Below are 16,399 nucleotides of genomic sequence, written 5' to 3'. Positions count from 1 at the left end.
GCACAGGAAAACCACCTTTAATTGAGGGGTATAGAGCAGGCAATACAGTGACTTTCTTCTAAGCTTGTAAGCGATATCACAAAAAGGAGACGGACAACCATGAAACAAACCGTGGCTGCATACATAGCGAAGACCCTTGAACAGGCAGGTGTAAAACGTATCTGGGGCGTAACCGGCGATTCCCTGAACGGGCTTAGCGACAGCCTCAACAAGATGAAAACCATCGAGTGGATGTCCACCCGCCATGAAGAGGTCGCCGCCTTCGCCGCGGGTGCCGAAGCGCAGCTTACCGGAGAGCTGGCCGTGTGTGCGGGCTCGTGCGGGCCGGGCAACCTGCATCTGATCAACGGCCTGTTCGACTGCCACCGTAACCACGTGCCGGTGCTGGCCATCGCCGCCCATATCCCCTCTTCCGAAATCGGCAGCGGCTATTTTCAGGAGACGCATCCGCAGGAGCTGTTCCGTGAATGCAGCCACTATTGCGAGCTGGTTTCATCCCCGGAGCAGATCCCGCAGGTGCTGGCGATCGCCATGCGCAAGGCCGTGCTGAACCGTGGTGTGTCAGTTGTCGTTATCCCCGGCGACGTGGCGCTCAAGGCCGCGCCGGAAGGGGCCAGCACCCACTGGTACCACGCCCCGCAGCCGGTGGTGACGCCTGCAGAAGAAGAGCTGAAAAAGCTGGCGCAGCTGCTCCGTTACTCCAGCAATATCGCCCTGATGTGCGGCAGCGGCTGCGCGGGCGCGCATAAAGAATTACTTGAGTTCGCCGGTAAGCTCAAAGCGCCGATCGTCCACGCCCTGCGCGGCAAAGAGCACGTGGAATACGACAACCCCTTTGATGTGGGCATGACCGGGCTTATCGGTTTCTCCAGCGGCTTCCACACCATGATGAACGCCGACACGCTCATTCTGCTCGGCACCCAGTTCCCGTACCGTGCCTTCTACCCGACGGATGCCAAAATTATTCAGATTGATATCAACCCGGCCAGCATCGGCGCGCACAGTAAGGTCGATATGGCGCTGGTGGGCGATATCAAATCCACCCTTGCCGCCCTGCTGCCGCTTCTCGAAGAGAAAACCGATCGCAAGTTCCTCGATAAAGCCCTGAGCGATTATCGCGACGCGCGCAAGGGGCTGGACGACCTCGCCAAACCGAGCGACAAAGCCATTCACCCGCAGTATCTGGCGCAGCAGATCAGCCATTTTGCGGACGACGACGCCATTTTTACCTGCGACGTCGGCACGCCAACCGTCTGGGCGGCACGCTATCTGAAGATGAACGGCAGACGCCGACTGCTCGGCTCGTTCAACCACGGCTCGATGGCCAACGCCATGCCGCAGGCGCTGGGCGCAAAAGCGACGGCACCGGAGCGCCAGGTGGTAGCGATGTGCGGTGACGGCGGGTTCAGCATGCTGATGGGGGATTTCCTGTCGGTGGTGCAGATGAAGCTCCCGCTGAAAATCGTGGTCTTTAACAACAGCGTGCTGGGCTTCGTGGCGATGGAGATGAAGGCCGGAGGCTATCTCACGGACGGCACCGAGCTGCACGACACCAACTTCGCGCGCATCGCCGAAGCCTGCGGCATCACCGGTATTCGGGTAGAGAAAGCCTCCGAGGTGGATGAAGCCCTGCAGCGCGCTTTCTCTATCGACGGCCCGGTACTGGTAGATGTCGTCGTCGCCAAAGAAGAGCTGGCCATCCCGCCGCAGATCAAGCTGGAGCAGGCCAAAGGTTTTAGCCTCTACATGCTGCGCGCCATCATCAGCGGGCGCGGTGACGAAGTGATCGAACTGGCAAAAACCAACTGGCTCAGGTAAAACATTTCGCATGACCTCTTAAACTAAAGGGATGTGAAATGATTGATTTGCGTAGTGATACCGTTACCCGCCCGAGCCGCGCCATGCTAGAAGAGATGATGGCCGCCCCGGTCGGGGATGACGTCTACGGCGATGACCCGACGGTCAACGAACTGCAGCGCTATGCGGCAGAGCTGAGCGGCAAGGAGGCCGCCCTGTTCCTGCCAACCGGCACGCAGGCGAACCTGGTGGCGCTGCTCAGCCACTGCGAGCGAGGTGAAGAGTATATCGTCGGCCAGGGCGCACATAACTATCTCTACGAAGCCGGCGGTGCTGCCGTGCTCGGCAGCATTCAGCCGCAGCCGATTGACGCCGCACCGGACGGCTCCCTGCCGCTCGACAAGGTAGCGGCGAAAATCAAAGCCGACGATATTCACTTCGCCCGCACCAGGCTGCTCAGCCTCGAAAACACCCACAACGGCAAAGTCCTGCCGCGAGAGTACCTGAAAGCGGCGTGGGAATTTACCCGCGAGCGAGGGCTCGGCCTGCACGTTGACGGCGCGCGTATCTTCAACGCCGTGGTGGAGTACGGCTGCGAACTGAAAGAGATAACGCAGTATTGCGACTCGTTCACCATTTGCCTCTCAAAAGGTCTGGGTACACCGGTGGGCTCCCTGCTGGTCGGCAATGCGGACTACATCAAGCGCGCCAACCGCTGGCGTAAAATGACCGGCGGCGGCATGCGTCAGGCCGGCATTCTGGCGGCCGCGGGGCTGTACGCGTTAAAAAATAACGTCGCCCGCCTTAAGGACGATCACGACAACGCCGCGTGGATGGCGACGCAGCTGCGCGAGATCGGCGCAGACGTGATGCGTCACGACACCAACATGCTGTTCGTTCGCGTGGGCGAAGAGCACGCTGCTGCGCTGGGCGAATTTATGAAAGCGCGTGGCGTGCTGATCAACGCCTCCCCGATCGTGCGTCTGGTGATGCATCTCGACGCGAGCCGCGAACAGCTGGCGGACGTGGTGAAACACTGGCAGGCGTTTTTACCGCGCTAAGGAGCATCACGTGCCGCAACGCATTCTGGTGCTTGGCGCCAGCGGATATATTGGTCAGCATCTCACCTCTGCGTTAAGCCAGCAGGGGCATCAGGTGCGGGCAGCGGCACGCAGCACCGAGCGTCTGCAAAAACTCACTTTGCCAGGCGTGACCTGTCACAACGTCGATCTCAACTGGCCGAAGGAGCTTCCCGCGCTGCTGGAAGGGGTCGACACGCTTTACTACCTGGTTCACAGCATGGGCGAAGGCGGCGATTTCATCGCCCACGAGCGGCAGGTGGCGATGAACGTCCGCGATGCCCTGCTGCAAACGCCGGTGAAGCAGGTGATTTTTTTAAGCTCGCTTCAGGCGCCCGAACACGAGCAGTCCGATCACCTGCGCGCCCGCCAGCTGACGGCCGACACGCTTCGCGGGGCGAATATTCCCGTCACCGAACTGCGCGCCGGGATCATCGTCGGCGCGGGTTCCGCCGCCTTCGAGGTGATGCGCGACATGGTCTACAACCTGCCGGTGCTCACGCCACCGCGCTGGGTGCGTTCGCGCACCACGCCGATTGCGCTGGAGAACCTGCTGCATTATCTGGTGGCCCTGCTGGATCACCCGACAGAGCAACACCGCGCGCTGGAGGCGGCAGGCCCGGAGGTGCTGAGCTATCAGGAACAGTTCGAACACTTTATGCGCGTCAGCGGCCGCCGCCGCTGGCTGATCCCCATCCCCTTCCCGACCCGCTGGATATCGGTGTGGTTTTTGAATGTGATCACCTCGGTTCCCCCGACGACCGCGAAAGCGCTGATCCAGGGGCTGAAGCACGATCTGCTGGCGGACGATCGCGCGCTGCGCGCGTTGATCCCCCAGGAATTGATCCGCTTTGACGACGCGGTGCGCCAAACGCTGAAGGAAGAAGAGAAGCTGGTGAACTCCAGCGACTGGGGTTACGACGCCCAGGCCTTTGCCCGCTGGCGGCCCGAATACGGCTATTACCCGAAGCAGGCGGGCTGCACGGTAAAAACCTCTGCCAGCCTTCACGCGCTGTGGGAAGTGGTGAACCAGATCGGCGGCAAAGAGCGCTATTTCTTCGGCAATATCCTCTGGCAAACGCGCGGCGCGCTGGATCTGCTGGTAGGCCATCGTCTGGCGAAAGGTCGCCCTGCCGCCCCATATCTCAACGTGGGCGACACGGTCGACAGCTGGAAAGTCATCATCGTCGAACCGGAAAAACAGCTGGCGCTGCTGTTCGGCATGAAGGCCCCGGGCCTGGGGCGGCTCTGCTTTACGCTCAGGGACAAAGGCGACCACCGGGAACTGGACGTTCGCGCCTGGTGGCACCCGCACGGGATGCCGGGTCTGTTCTATTGGCTACTGATGATCCCCGCGCACCTGTTTATCTTCAGGGGGATGGCGAAACGCATTGCGCAACTGGCAGAACAAAAGACGAAAATAACTCAATAAAACCCTCTTTCTTTCACCTTTCCCATTGCAACACATCGTAATTCACGAAAGAATGCGCACGAAATTCTTTTCAACACAGTGGATTGATATGAAGGTACTGGTTACCGGGGCGACCAGCGGCTTAGGCCGAAATGCGGTCGAATTTCTGCGCAACAAGGGCATCAGCGTCAGGGCCACCGGTCGCAACGAAGCGATGGGTAAACTGCTGCAAAAAATGGGCGCGGAGTTCGTCCATGCCGACCTGACGGAGCTGGTCTCCTCGCAGGCGAAGGTGATGCTCGCCGGTATCGACACGCTGTGGCACTGCTCCAGTTTTACCTCCCCGTGGGGAACCCAGGAAGCCTTCGATCTCGCCAACGTGCGCGCCACGCGTCGTCTGGGCGAATGGGCCGTCGCCTGGGGCGTGCGTAACTTTATCCATATCTCCTCTCCGTCGCTCTATTTCGACTATCACCACCATCGCGACGTGCAGGAGGATTTCCGTCCTGCTCGCTTTGCCTGTGAGTTTGCCCGCAGTAAAGCGGCCAGCGAAGAGGTGATCGACCTGCTGGCCCAGTCAAACCCGCACACCCGTTTTACGGTCCTGCGCCCGCAGAGCCTGTTTGGGCCGCACGACAAGGTGTTTATTCCGCGTCTGGCGCAGATGATGCACCACTACGGCAGCGTGCTGCTGCCGCGCGGCGGCGATGCGCTGGTGGATATGACCTATTACGAAAATGCCGTCCACGCCATGTGGCTGGCGAGCCAGCCAGACTGCGACAAGCTGATTTCCGGGCGCGCGTATAACATCACCAACGGCGAACCCTGTACGCTGCGCAGTATTGTGCAGCGGCTGATTGATGAACTGCAGATCGACTGCCGTATCCGTTCCGTGCCCTACCCGATGCTGGACATGATCGCCCGCAGCATGGAGCGTTTTGGCAGTAAATCCGCCAAAGAGCCTGCGCTGACGCACTATGGGGTATCGAAGCTCAACTTTGATTTTACGCTGGATATTTCGCGGGCGGAGAACGAGCTGGGGTATAAGCCGATAGTGACGCTGGATGAAGGCATTATGCGCACGGCGGCATGGTTACGGGATCACGGGAAGTTGCACCGGTAAGCCTCCAGCCTCATGTAGGCCGGGTAAGCGCAGCGCCACCCGGCAAAAGACAGAGTGTGCGGCCTGATGCCCTCACCCCGGCCCTCTCCCACCGGGAGAGGGTGCAAATACTAAAACGGCAACCTTTCGGTTGCCGTTTGCTGTTTATAATGCCGTCCAGGCATCAGACCATGCCAGACCTGCGCCTGGTTCATAGTATGCCGGGGCGTTGTTACACCAGCCGCTGTACGGGAACGGTTTGCACTGGAACAGTTTACCGTGGTTGTTCACGATATCACCTGCGTTGTACTTGCTGTTCGCGCTCCACGCCGGGTAAGAGCCGGAAGTGCCTTCGTCCTGAGACGGGGTCGCTTTCGCCTTCACGTTCAGCAGATATGAGGTGGTGCTGCTCAGCTCGCCGTCGCTGACAGTCAGGCTCACTTCAATCTGCTGCGCCGTTGCGGACTCAGGTGCAGTGAAGGTCACTACCGCTTTGTCTTCGCCGGTCACGGTCTGGCCGTCCTGAGAGCGCCAGGTGTAGGTCAGCTTGTTGCCGTCTGCATCGGTAGAACCTTCCGCGCTCAGAGAGACCTGTGCGCCCGCCTCAACAGCCCCGATTGGACCCGCAATATGCGCAACCGGTGCATGGTTTGCCACTACAGGCTCTGCCGGAGTTTCATCCGGCGTCGGCGCTGGTGCTGGTGCCGGCGTTTCATCTTCGGAAGGCGTTGGCGTTACCGGGGTTTCGTCCGGCGTTACGGCAGAGCCGTCATCGTTTACGATGTTGACGTTATAGAACTTCTGCACGCACTTGGTGTAGTCACCGTCTTTAAAGGCGCTGAACGGCGTCTGGTAGCCCACCAGCTGGCACGCATAGGTTGAACCCGTCGGTGTATCCGGGCTCCATCCCCAGTCCTGTTCCCAGTAAATCTTCAGGGCACCGGCACCGTATTCGTCGAACTGCTTCATGTTGGCGCAGCCCAGCACTTCATTGGCCGGAACGGGCACTTTCAGGTAGTTCGCGAACTCTTTGTAGTACTTGATACGGTTCTGAGACTGGGCAATTTCAGTCGGGCCGCCGCACTCTACGCCGCCGTTGATGATCTGGGTGGTCACGCCGAAGCCTGGGACCAGACCGTTGGCTTTATCGTGATCGTTCGGCTGCCACGTGCCGTCGATAACCTGCAGCATGCTTGGTTTTGGCGGCTGCGGGTAGGCGAAGAAGAAGATCGCACTCGCCAGGTTCAGCCAGGTGTCCGCCACCAGCTCAGGTTTGTCGAGCAGCGTACGCACGTCGCCGTACATCGCTTCAGAGAATGGACCGTAGTTGTAGTTGTAGGACAGCTGCTTCGCACCGCGGCCGAAGTAGCTCAGGAAGTCGCCGTCTTTGTCTTTACCGCACGGCCAGGTCTGACCCTGCCAGACATTCGGATCGCATTCACCGTTATAGCCGCCCTTCTGGCCTTCGCTCCAGCCCATTTCACGCACGTGCACCAGCGCCTGACGCCATTCGGCTTCCGGACGCCAGCTTTCGTGACCGCCGGTTTCCTGGGCAAAGTGAGCAAACATGGTTGCCAGCTCTTTGCGGCAGATCGCGTCGCTGTCACGGCCGTCGTTGTAGGTCTTACACAGCGCCGGGAATTTACCTACCGCTTTCAAGAAATTGCTGTAGGTGTATGCCTGAGCACGCAGCGGGAACAGGTATTCCCAGTCGCTGGCTTTCACAATCCCTTCCACGCGCTTCACGTTTTCCGGGTTCGCCGCGCGGCCTGGTTCAATCAGTTCAACCTGAGCGTTGTCCAGAGTCTTGATGGTCTCTTTAACGGAGGCCATCAGCGGGAAATCCGTCAATTCCTTCTCTTTCTTCGCCAGATCGCTGGCTTTCATGGTGTATGGTTCACTGGTGGTCGCCTGCAGCGAGGCAGCCTGCGCCATAAACGGTGCTACGCATGCGCCGGCAACGAGTACACTCAGTAACGTCCTTTTATTCATTTCAGTATTCCTGTTAATTGAAGTTAAAGTTAAATCCCGGCTTATGTATTAATCCGTTAATAAATAAACCACAGACAGCTGTTTTCACTTTTCGAAGAACACCCTCGGGAATTCTTCAAAAATAAAAAACCTTAATATTGCGCCGCTAATTTCAATTGTTGATATTTTTTCCAGACCTTATGCGCATATTTCATTCGCTGCGGATAATTCTCTTTTTTTAAACCGGCGTTATAGGCACCTACCGCTTCCCAGTTATAGCCGTACACCTTGATCATCCCTGAAAGGATGGAGGCGCCGACCATGATGGAGGTACAGGGTTCGGTCATCAGCCGATATTCGTCAATGCCTCTGCTTTCCAGCTCCGTAAAATGTGTACTGTTAATTTGCATCAGCCCGACATCACGCGTGCCGTCATGATTTTGCCCAACCGCATACGGATTCATACCGGATTCAACATTGGCTATGGCATACAATAAATACGGATCGACATGATAATAGTGCGCTGCTCTGTCCCAACAATTTGCCAGTGCGCTTTGGCTTATTATTAATAACAACAATATTACCTTTTTCATTTTTACCTGCTGTAAGCGTCAGTGATTTCTCCTTAGCAACATCCTGTAAAATGAATTTTGAATCACTCACCATCCCTCACGGGGATGGTGAGTGTTTATCGGGCTATATTATTTGCAGTCTGTTGAAGGACCTTCTTTCACCCATACATCGCTGTTAGCCGGGTTATCACCGCGAGTCCACCATTTGGCACGGTAAACGTTGCCCTCGTAGGTGGTGGTATCACCGCCGTTGTAGACCAGGTCAGAACGCCAGTTCATCTTCACGTCGCTGACCAGTTCCCATGCGTCCACACCGAAGCCAGGCTGGTTGCCCTGCGTCCAGTACTTCGCTTTCCACACCAGATGGTCGAAGCTGACGGTATCGCCATTGTTGTAGATTTTGCTGGCATCCCACGCGGCATGCTTGCTGGCGTTAGCATCAACAGGCGCGTCGCAGCTGCCGGTTGCCGTGCCCTCGTCAGATGGCGGAGTCACGTCATCAGCCGGAGGGGTCACGTCGTCAGCTGGTGGGGTCACCTCATCAGCCGGTGGCGTTACGTCAGCCGGTTTCGGATTCACAGTCACCTGCACGTTAGACTGCACGCTGGTTTTACCATCGCCGACAACCACGCTCAGGGTGTAAGTCGATGTAGAAGCAACGTCTGGCGCAGTGATGCTCACGTTAGCGGTATCAGTACCGGTAGCGTGCATGTCCGCTGGAACGCTCCAGACGTAGGTCAGCGCATCACCGTCTGGATCCGCAGCCTGTGCATGCAGAGAATAGGTTTCCCCTGCCTGCAGCGTTACCGCTTCCATCTGGTTGACAACGGGTGCCTGGTTCGCTTTCGGCGCTTTGTTCACAACCTGCACATCAATCGCGTTGCTCAGACCTTTTGCATCCGTTACCGTCAGGCGGAACGTCATGGTCTGGTCGGTGGTCGCTGCTGCAACGTTGAAGGTTGCTTTCGCTTTGGTGCTGTTAGCGATGGTTACAGATGGGCCAGAAACCTGGGTCCATTTGTAGGTGATCGCATCGCCGTCCGGATCGCTGGAAGCAGAACCATCAAGCGTGACGGTTGCCGGGCCAGATACGTTCTGATCCGCTGATGACGCGATTGGCGCGTGGTTAGTGACGACCGGGTTAACCGGAGTAGAATCACCGCCCAGCAGGCTTTCGTTCATCGCGTTCAGAATGTCGCCGGTATCAGAGTCGATAGACCATGCAAACAGACCGCCCAGTTTATTCGCCAGAACATACTTACCTTTCGCCGTCGTTGAGCGCGCATCTTCATACGTGATCAGATCGCCGGTGGTTTTGTTAAAGATGTAAGGCGCTTCCGCGTCAGCATCGTAGCCGTATTCCCAGCCCGGTTTGCCTTTGTATTCGTTGACGATCTGACGATAGTCAACCACGCCTGGTTCCCAGGTGCCTTTCACCATACCGGTTGCGGTACCGGTGAACGGATTGTTACCGGTGTAGCCATGCACGCCGGTCCAGCCACGGCCATACATGCCCGCACCCACCACGATCTTGCCTGGCTGTACACCCTGGGAAAGCAGCGCATTTACGCCGTTTTCAGTGGTGTAATCGGTGTCAGGACGCCATGCTGGCGCACGCAGTGCAGCCTGGTGGCCCAGAACGGTGTTGCTCCAGCCGCCGTAGAAGTCGTAGCTCATCAGGAAGATGTGGTCGAGGTACTGCTGAGCCGCAGTGTAATCCACGTCTTCAATCTTATCGCGGCCGGCACCGATGGCGCTGGTCAGTTCATAGGTACGGCCAGTCTGAGCAGACAGCTCGTTCAGCATGGTGCGCAGGTCATGCATCAGCGCGGTATAGGTCGCTTTATCCTGCTGCGGGTTGCCCAGCGTTTCGCTCACACCGCCGCCGCCAGGGAATTCCCAGTCAATATCCACACCGTCAAAGAATTTCCAGGTCTGCAGGAACTCTTTAACAGAGGAGACGAAGCGGGCACGGATTGCCGGGTCGCCCATGTGGAAGAACGGATCGGAGAGCGTCCAGCCACCGATGGATGGCAGCACTTTCAGGTCCGGATGCGCTTTTTTCAGCGCCATCAGCTGGCCAAAGTTACCTTTGTACGGGTCATCCCAGTTGGAAACGCCAGCCTGAGATTTTTGAATCGCAGCCCATGGGTCGTGGATCGCCACGGTGAAGTCAGGACGGCCTTTACAGTCGTTCTGAAGCACGCGGAAGCTGTTGCCGCCTTCGATGGTTTTCAGGCCGTCGTTGATACCGTCACCGCCACAGATTGGAATGAAGCCGTACAGAATGTGGTTGAGGTTAGCCGCAGGAATTTTATCTACCGGGAAGTTACGATCGTAAACGCCCCATTCCGGGAAGTAGGCGGCAACCACTTTGTCAGTGTGTTTCGCAAAGGCTTTGTTGTTCTCCTGCAGTGGCGCATTCAGCGGCAGCAGGTGGCTACCGTCGGTATCCGCAACGATAATCAGCTTGCTGGCGCTTTTCGCACAGCCGCTGGTGTTACAGACTTCAACCTGTTCCTGATAGCGTCCGCCCTTCTTCACCTTGAACGTTGCAGAGCCTGTCGCGCCGCCTGCACCGGTCCATACGGTCTGTCCGTCCAGCAGAACTTTAGCTGAGGTTGGCGCATCGCCACTCCAGACGTTCCACTCCACTTTTACATCCACGCCATCGTTATGCACTTTGACCAGATTGTTATAATCCTGAGCGGTCTGATCGATTTCCACCAGGGCAAATTTGTCATTGCCATAGCCGATCGTCGGTGCGCCTGGTGCCGCTGCAAATGCGGAGCTGGTTGCCGCCGCAATAAAGAGCGCCAGATATTTAGGCTTCATAAATTTCATTTTTATTTCCTGATAAATTTATTCGTAACGTTAATAATCCATGTCTTCCTTGAGAGCATGGGATCTCTTCGCGTAATGCGTATTTAACCAACCTGAAAACCGTGACAAAAAACGTTTTGCTGCGTTGTATTCCTCCATAAAAAGATACAAGCCCAAATTCCGTGTAGCTTATATCCTTTACGATACACTGAGCGCAAAGAGGCGTCCTTCTCTTCCACCGTCAAAAAAATTTATAAAAAAACTTGACCTGTATATTTAAAATATGAAAGCAAACTGCTGTCCAATAAACACCACTATTCCAGCAAATGAGAGATACGGTCCGAAAGAAATAGTGAGGTTATTTTTATTTAAATTATTTAATGTGAAATAACCCACAATACCGCTCAACGCTGCCGCGAGTTCAATTGAAGGCAGCGCCTGCCAGCCGCACCAGGCGCCCAGGGCCGCCAGCAGTTTAAAATCGCCATATCCCAGCCCTTCCCGCCCGGTAATCAGACGGAATGCCCAGTAGAGCAGCCAGAGGGAGAGATAGCCCGCGACCGCACCGAACAGCGCATCGCGCAGCGGCATCTGGTGGTCAAACGCATGGAACAATAATCCTGCCCACAGCAGAGGCTGCGTCAGACAATCCGGCAGGAGCTGATGCCGCCAGTCAATCATTGCCAGGGGCAGCAAAAAAGCGGCCAGCAGCCACAGGGCGAAAAGGGACAGGATGTCTGGCATACACCAGGCGGTGATGCCGCAAAACAGTGCGGAAAAAAGTTCGATTAAAAATAGCCGCAAGGGGATAGCCGTTCTGCACTGGCGGCAGCGCCCGCGTAATACAAGCCAGCTGACCAGCGGGATATTCTCCCAGGCGGTCAGGCTGTGCTGGCACACCGGGCAGTGCGAGGCCGGAAAGAGCAGATTACCGCCCCCCTCCTCCTGCATCACCATGCCCGGCACGCGTTCGGCAACCACCCCAAGAAAGCTCTCGATAATACTGCCGAAGATCGCACTCATTACCGGGAACCCCACCGGGTATACGTCCCGCATCAGCGCGAACGTGTTCATGCCTTTTTGCTCCAGGTGAGCTGGACTTCCGCTTTCACATCGCTGAGGTGGTCGACCGGCGTGAGGTTCATTTTCTGCAGCCTGACGCCGGAGGTCTGGTTTATTTCCCGCAGCCAGCTCTTTAATTCATAGACATTTACGCGACTGACCACGAACGATAAGGTTTGCCCATCCTGACGCACGTCTGTCAGAGGCAGATGAATTTCCTGGGCGCTGTTCTCCACCACCGTGCGCGGATTATCCGTTTTGACAATCTGGACCTGAAGATGGTTTTTATCTATTTCACTGCGCATCCAGTTCAGCGTCTCTTTTTGTCTGCTCAGCGTGGCCTTACTGTTCTGAATCATATTATCCAGCGGAACCATTCCCGCGTAATAAATAACTGCCCCCGCTATCGCGACGGCACATATTTTCAGAATAATTTTTTCCCTGGCACTGTAATTCTGGTAACGAGACTTAAGCTGCGTGATTCGCTCTTTCATTTATATTTCCCTGCGATCATGGCGGTATAAGGAGCAGAGGTCGAAACAGGCTGTAAGGTGAAATCAAAATATTCCCCCGCCTGGTTTACAAACGTCTGCAACGCGGATTGGCTTTGCGAACTGGCGCTCAGCGTTAGCGTGTTTTGCTGAGCATCGTATTCGAGCAGCGTGATCTCCAGCGCGGGTACGGCCTGCCTGGCTTTCTCCAGATCTTCCAGCTGCAGAAACACCCCTTTGCTCTGCTTTTTCATGTTTTGACCAAAGTGATATTTGATATTGGTCTGCTGGCGCATGCTCGGAAAATGGTGCTGATAAACCTGCAGGATCTCCTGCTGAATCTGATTTTCCTGCTGCACCAGCATCCAGGCCATGGCGACGCGCGGGCCCAGCAACAGGCCGAGAGAGAGCAGACCCGCCGCGGCAACTGCCGCTTTGATGCCCTTCGAGGCTTTCCCCGAGCCCGCTTTCGCGCTGAATTCGCCGTGCAGGAGCGTGACGCGGCAGGCTTGCCACTGGGGCTGGATCAGCACCAGCGGATGCTGCCAGGGCTGGGCGATGTCGACCGCGACGCCGGCAGGCGCTTCACCGTAGCAGCACACCTCCCCCTCTCCGGCCTTCTGCATCAGAAGCGGCAGCAGGCTCGCTTCCATCTCACTGGCAATATGCGGTGATAAACGCAGCCAGTAGCTGTCATCCAGGGAGACGAGGGTACTTCCGCCAGCCGTCACGGGCAGCAGCCAGGCATCCGGCAGCACCTGAATCACCTTTAACCCCGCCTCCTGACAGCGGTTTAACCACCCGCGCAGCAGATCGGCGTCTATCGCCACCGCATCCACTTCGGCACCTTTTTTGTTCAGCACCGTCCAGTGGAGATTATCCACGTCGCCAATCAGCGTCTCTTCCGCCATCCAGGAGAACGCCGTCGCCTGAGAGGCGACTTTTTTCGGCAGCGTAAAATGACGGAAGATCATGCTGCTGGCGGGCAGCAGCAGACAAACACGGGACGCCAGTGGATGGTCCGCCAGCGCGTCCAGGCTCTCCAGCGTCTCAACCTGCTGGCTGCCGGAGACACACCCCATAATTTTCCCGCCCTCGCGGTTATCGGGACGAACAAAAAGTACCTGTTTCATAGCGATCTACTTTTCTTATTCAATCATTCGGTAACGACGTTGCCACGTCACGATCTCACCGGCTTCGTTATTGACCTGAAGCTGGCTAACCACGCGAAGCGTTAATTCATCGGTATTGCCGGTATAGTTCACCCGGAAATACCGGCTGCTGATGGAGAGAAGCTCAGCCACCTGTGGGAGATCGTCTTTCAACTGCGGGAAGGTCTGCTCCAGCGCCTTACTGAAGGTTTCCATATTTTCCCAGCCGGTTTCTGGACGCGAATCAATCAGGCGAACGGCGTCATCTACCGTTAATTTTCCGGGGAACAGGGCGGCCAGTAAGGCGGCCTGCTCCGGTTTCAGGGTATTCACATCCACTTTGCTGGCAGAGTCCGGCAGCGCGCAGAGCAGCTTGCTCACCTTCGGGTATGCCGCTGCCGGGAACGCGGGCAGCTGTTTGATCTCAGCAATGGTGCGCATCATCTGGTTTGCGGGCTGGCGGGCAGGCACGACGCCGGCCCAGGCATCGCTCTCTGCACCGTCTTTGGCCGTCGTCGCGTCGCCATCGAGATAGTCCACCAGCTGTTGATACACCTCTTCCGCCGTAGCGTGACTGATGCCGCTTTCCGTCAGGATCTGTTCAACAATCTGCTCGTTACGCGGTTTTTCCGGCACCGCGGGCGCGTTTTGCCCCTGCGGTATTTTCTCTGCGGCCAGCAGGTTGTTGACGTTAAAGCAGTCCTGCGCGTCTTCCACCTGGCTGACCACCGTGTAATCTTCGCCCCGGGTTTCCAGCGGCTGATGCCAGTCGCCGTCAAGGTTCAGGGCCTTGTTTTCACCGCTGGCGTCGGCCTGCAGGCGGTCTTTCACCACCTTTTCCTGCGCCTGCATCGCCCAGCGCAGCTGCTGCTGGCTCACCTGGTAATGGGTTTTCTGCAGGTTGCGGCAGAACTGCTGGCTGATTTTGGCGGCCAGCGCCGACATCATGACCAGCAGGATCAGCACCACCAGCAGCGCGACCCCTTTTTGTTTACGTAATGCACTCATGATTTTGCTTCCGGTGCTGGTGCTGGTGCTGGTGGCGGCGCAGACGCAGCGGCGGGCGCAGCCGCTTCGGGCATATCGCCCGGGGTCGTGAAGACCCAGCGCCAGGTGTCGCCGTTTTCCATGGTCAGCGTCAGCTCCACGCCGTCCGGCAGATGCGCCGCGTCGCTCCAGCTTTTCTGCCAGCCCTGACGGTAAAAACGCCACTGCAGGGATTTCACCTCGCTGACAATCGGCACCTCATCGGGTTTAACGTCCGCCGGGCCGTCAATCACCGGCCAGACGTCGCGATACAGACGCCCCTCTTCCAGCCGCCAGCGCACGCGCTCCAGCTGAACCGTTCCACTCACCCCGTTCAGGGTGGTCAGCTCAAGGGCATCGCCCTCCTGACGAAACAGTTCCGGCTCGTTACGCGGCGCGCGCGCCTGAAGCTGATAAAAATCGCGCTCCATCAGATTCCAGGCCCGCTGCAACTGGTTGAGCTTTGCGGCGCTGGCATCCGTCGCCGAACTGGTGCGCATCGCGCCGTCCAGAATTTGCCAGGCCAGCGTGCTGATCACCGCGAAGATGGTCAGGGCAATCATGATCTCCAGCAGGGTAAATCCGCGCTGGCGTCGCGTTTTTTTCACTTGCTCTCTCCCGGCGGAATGATGTGCAGGGCAATAACCGGCTGGCTGTCGTCGCCTTCCGCGTAGACGCGAATCGCGTTCGCCCAGACGTTGTCGGCGGTTTTTACCCGCTGCTTGCGCCAGTTCCAGCTGCGCCCGCCCATGATTTCCGTCCCCTGCTCCTCGGCGTCCGGGAAGTCGGTTTTCGTGAGCTGCGCTTCCGCCAGCTGATTTTCCGCCACCCAGCCGGCCTGCAGCGTTTCGGCCAGACCGTGGGTGAAACGCACGTTCAGGGTGACGGAGTTCATCAGCGCCAGCGCGGCGGTGGAGAAGATCACCAGCGCGACCATTACCTCCAGCAGCGTCATCCCCTTTTGCTTTTTATTGCCGTTAGCCATCGTTTTCTACCGATACCGGGGCCGCGCCTTGCGACACCACGCGGAAATGGTGCTGTTTGTCGTAGCTTTGCAGCGTCAGCGTGAAGCGGCTGATTTCGCCGTCCGGTAAAAAGAGCACCTGCGGGTCGGAGGTTACCGTGGCGGCAAGGCGCTGCGGCGAGAGCGAAACGTGCATCTCCTCCGGGAAATCGCCTTTGGTGGTAATTCGCCCCGCGGATAAAGGCACCCAGCGACGTTCGCCATTTTTATCTTCGAGCGTCACCAGCTGATAGTTATCGGTGGTAATCACCAGCCCGACGATATTTCCGTCCATCACCGCACGGTCTGAACCATAATCAACGAGGGCTTTTAATTGCTGGCCAAATATATCCGCACCGCTACGCGAAGGTATTGTTGACACTACCATCATGGCGCAGCTGGCAAATATCACCAGCGCCAGAATAATTTCCAGCAACGTAAAGCCGCGTTGTTTATTCATTATTTCTCTTTCTTGTCCAGAGACCAGTTCGTAATATCATCGGTGGTATTCGCTTCACCGTCCGGACCGGCTGAGAAGACGTCGACCGCGCCGTGTTCGCCCGGGCTCACCAGAATGTAATCCCCGCCCCACGGATCCTGCGGCAGGCGGCGGATATAGCCATCGGCGCGGTAGCCGTTCGGAATTGGCGCGATTTCAGGCTTGGTCACCAGCGCCTGCAGGCCCTGCTCTGTGGTCGGATAGCGGTGGTTATCCAGCTTATACATATCCAGTGAACCTTCGAGCGCAACAATATCGCTGGTCGCTTTTTGTTCGTCCGCTTTCTCTTTATTCCCCATTAAGTTTGGCACTACCATACTCGCCAGAACACCGAGAATAACAATCACCACCATTAATTCGAGCAACGTGAAGCCCGCCTGGCGCGCCAGGTTTTTACGTTTTAAAGCCATGA

Annotated in this window: 15 protein-coding genes; 4 read left to right on the top strand and 11 right to left on the bottom strand. The window is 57.3% G+C overall.

Going from position 1 to position 16,399, the window contains the following annotated elements; genetic code table 11:
- Positions 1-99 precede the first annotated feature (99 nt).
- From poxB to HBM95_07655, 4 genes are all read left to right on the top strand, one after another.
- Positions 100-1,818 carry a ubiquinone-dependent pyruvate dehydrogenase gene (gene poxB, locus HBM95_07670; protein NIH42808.1) on the top strand — a complete coding sequence of 573 codons (1,719 nt, stop codon included), beginning with the start codon at positions 100-102 and terminating at the stop codon, positions 1,816-1,818.
- Between the two features lie 38 nt (positions 1,819-1,856).
- A complete protein-coding gene (gene ltaE, locus HBM95_07665; protein NIH42807.1) occupies positions 1,857-2,858 on the top strand; it encodes a low-specificity L-threonine aldolase in 1,002 nt (333 codons plus the stop codon).
- Between the two features lie 10 nt (positions 2,859-2,868).
- A complete protein-coding gene (locus tag HBM95_07660; GenBank protein ID NIH42806.1) occupies positions 2,869-4,308 on the top strand; it encodes an SDR family oxidoreductase in 1,440 nt (479 codons plus the stop codon).
- An 88-nt stretch (positions 4,309-4,396) separates the two neighbouring features.
- Positions 4,397-5,410, top strand: coding sequence for an NAD(P)-dependent oxidoreductase (locus HBM95_07655; GenBank protein ID NIH42805.1), 1,014 nt, complete (start codon positions 4,397-4,399; stop codon positions 5,408-5,410).
- 144 nt (positions 5,411-5,554) lie between these two features.
- On the opposite strand, the gene HBM95_07650 is transcribed toward HBM95_07655, so the two are convergent.
- The 11 genes from HBM95_07650 to gspG all read right to left on the bottom strand — a co-directional run bounded on the left by HBM95_07650 (position 5,555) and on the right by gspG (position 16,397).
- Positions 5,555-7,381: a chitinase gene (locus HBM95_07650; protein NIH42804.1), complete on the bottom strand. Its 1,827-nt coding sequence runs from the start codon at positions 7,379-7,381 to the stop codon at positions 5,555-5,557.
- A gap of 131 nt (positions 7,382-7,512) precedes the next feature.
- Entirely contained in the window at positions 7,513-7,953 is a 441-nt protein-coding gene (gene iagB / locus HBM95_07645) for a type III secretion system invasion protein IagB (GenBank protein NIH42803.1), read from the bottom strand.
- Between the two features lie 108 nt (positions 7,954-8,061).
- Positions 8,062-10,776, bottom strand: coding sequence for a glycoside hydrolase (locus HBM95_07640; protein ID NIH42802.1), 2,715 nt, complete (start codon positions 10,774-10,776; stop codon positions 8,062-8,064).
- Positions 10,777-11,031: 255 nt separating this feature from the next.
- A complete protein-coding gene (locus HBM95_07635) occupies positions 11,032-11,829 on the bottom strand; it encodes a prepilin peptidase (GenBank protein ID NIH42801.1) in 798 nt (265 codons plus the stop codon).
- On the bottom strand, positions 11,826-12,311 hold the full coding sequence (locus tag HBM95_07630) for a type II secretion system protein M (protein ID NIH42800.1): 486 nt from the start codon (positions 12,309-12,311) through the stop codon (positions 11,826-11,828). Before HBM95_07630 ends, HBM95_07635 begins: the two co-directional genes overlap by 4 nt.
- Positions 12,308-13,441 carry a type II secretion system protein GspL gene (locus tag HBM95_07625; GenBank protein ID NIH42799.1) on the bottom strand — a complete coding sequence of 378 codons (1,134 nt, stop codon included), beginning with the start codon at positions 13,439-13,441 and terminating at the stop codon, positions 12,308-12,310. The genes HBM95_07630 and HBM95_07625 overlap by 4 nt, the downstream gene beginning before the upstream one ends.
- A 15-nt stretch (positions 13,442-13,456) precedes the next feature.
- Complete coding sequence (gene gspK / locus HBM95_07620; protein NIH42798.1) at positions 13,457-14,467, bottom strand: type II secretion system minor pseudopilin GspK; 1,011 nt, start codon at positions 14,465-14,467, stop codon at positions 13,457-13,459.
- Entirely contained in the window at positions 14,464-15,093 is a 630-nt protein-coding gene (gene gspJ, locus HBM95_07615) for a type II secretion system minor pseudopilin GspJ (GenBank protein NIH42797.1), read from the bottom strand. The genes gspK and gspJ overlap by 4 nt, the downstream gene beginning before the upstream one ends.
- On the bottom strand, positions 15,090-15,470 hold the full coding sequence (gene gspI, locus HBM95_07610) for a type II secretion system minor pseudopilin GspI (protein ID NIH42796.1): 381 nt from the start codon (positions 15,468-15,470) through the stop codon (positions 15,090-15,092). The genes gspJ and gspI overlap by 4 nt, the downstream gene beginning before the upstream one ends.
- Positions 15,463-15,948, bottom strand: coding sequence for a type II secretion system minor pseudopilin GspH (gene gspH, locus HBM95_07605; GenBank protein NIH42795.1), 486 nt, complete (start codon positions 15,946-15,948; stop codon positions 15,463-15,465). Before gspH ends, gspI begins: the two co-directional genes overlap by 8 nt.
- Positions 15,948-16,397 carry a type II secretion system major pseudopilin GspG gene (gene gspG, locus HBM95_07600; protein NIH42794.1) on the bottom strand — a complete coding sequence of 150 codons (450 nt, stop codon included), beginning with the start codon at positions 16,395-16,397 and terminating at the stop codon, positions 15,948-15,950. Before gspG ends, gspH begins: the two co-directional genes overlap by 1 nt.
- Between the last annotated feature and the right edge of the window lie 2 nt (positions 16,398-16,399).

The sequence above is a fragment of the Enterobacter asburiae genome (assembly GCA_011754535.1).
In the GTDB taxonomy this organism is placed as follows: domain Bacteria; phylum Pseudomonadota; class Gammaproteobacteria; order Enterobacterales; family Enterobacteriaceae; genus Enterobacter; species Enterobacter cloacae_N.
Note: the sequence above shows the minus strand (reverse complement) of the source record. Positions and strands in the feature narration are given on the sequence as shown.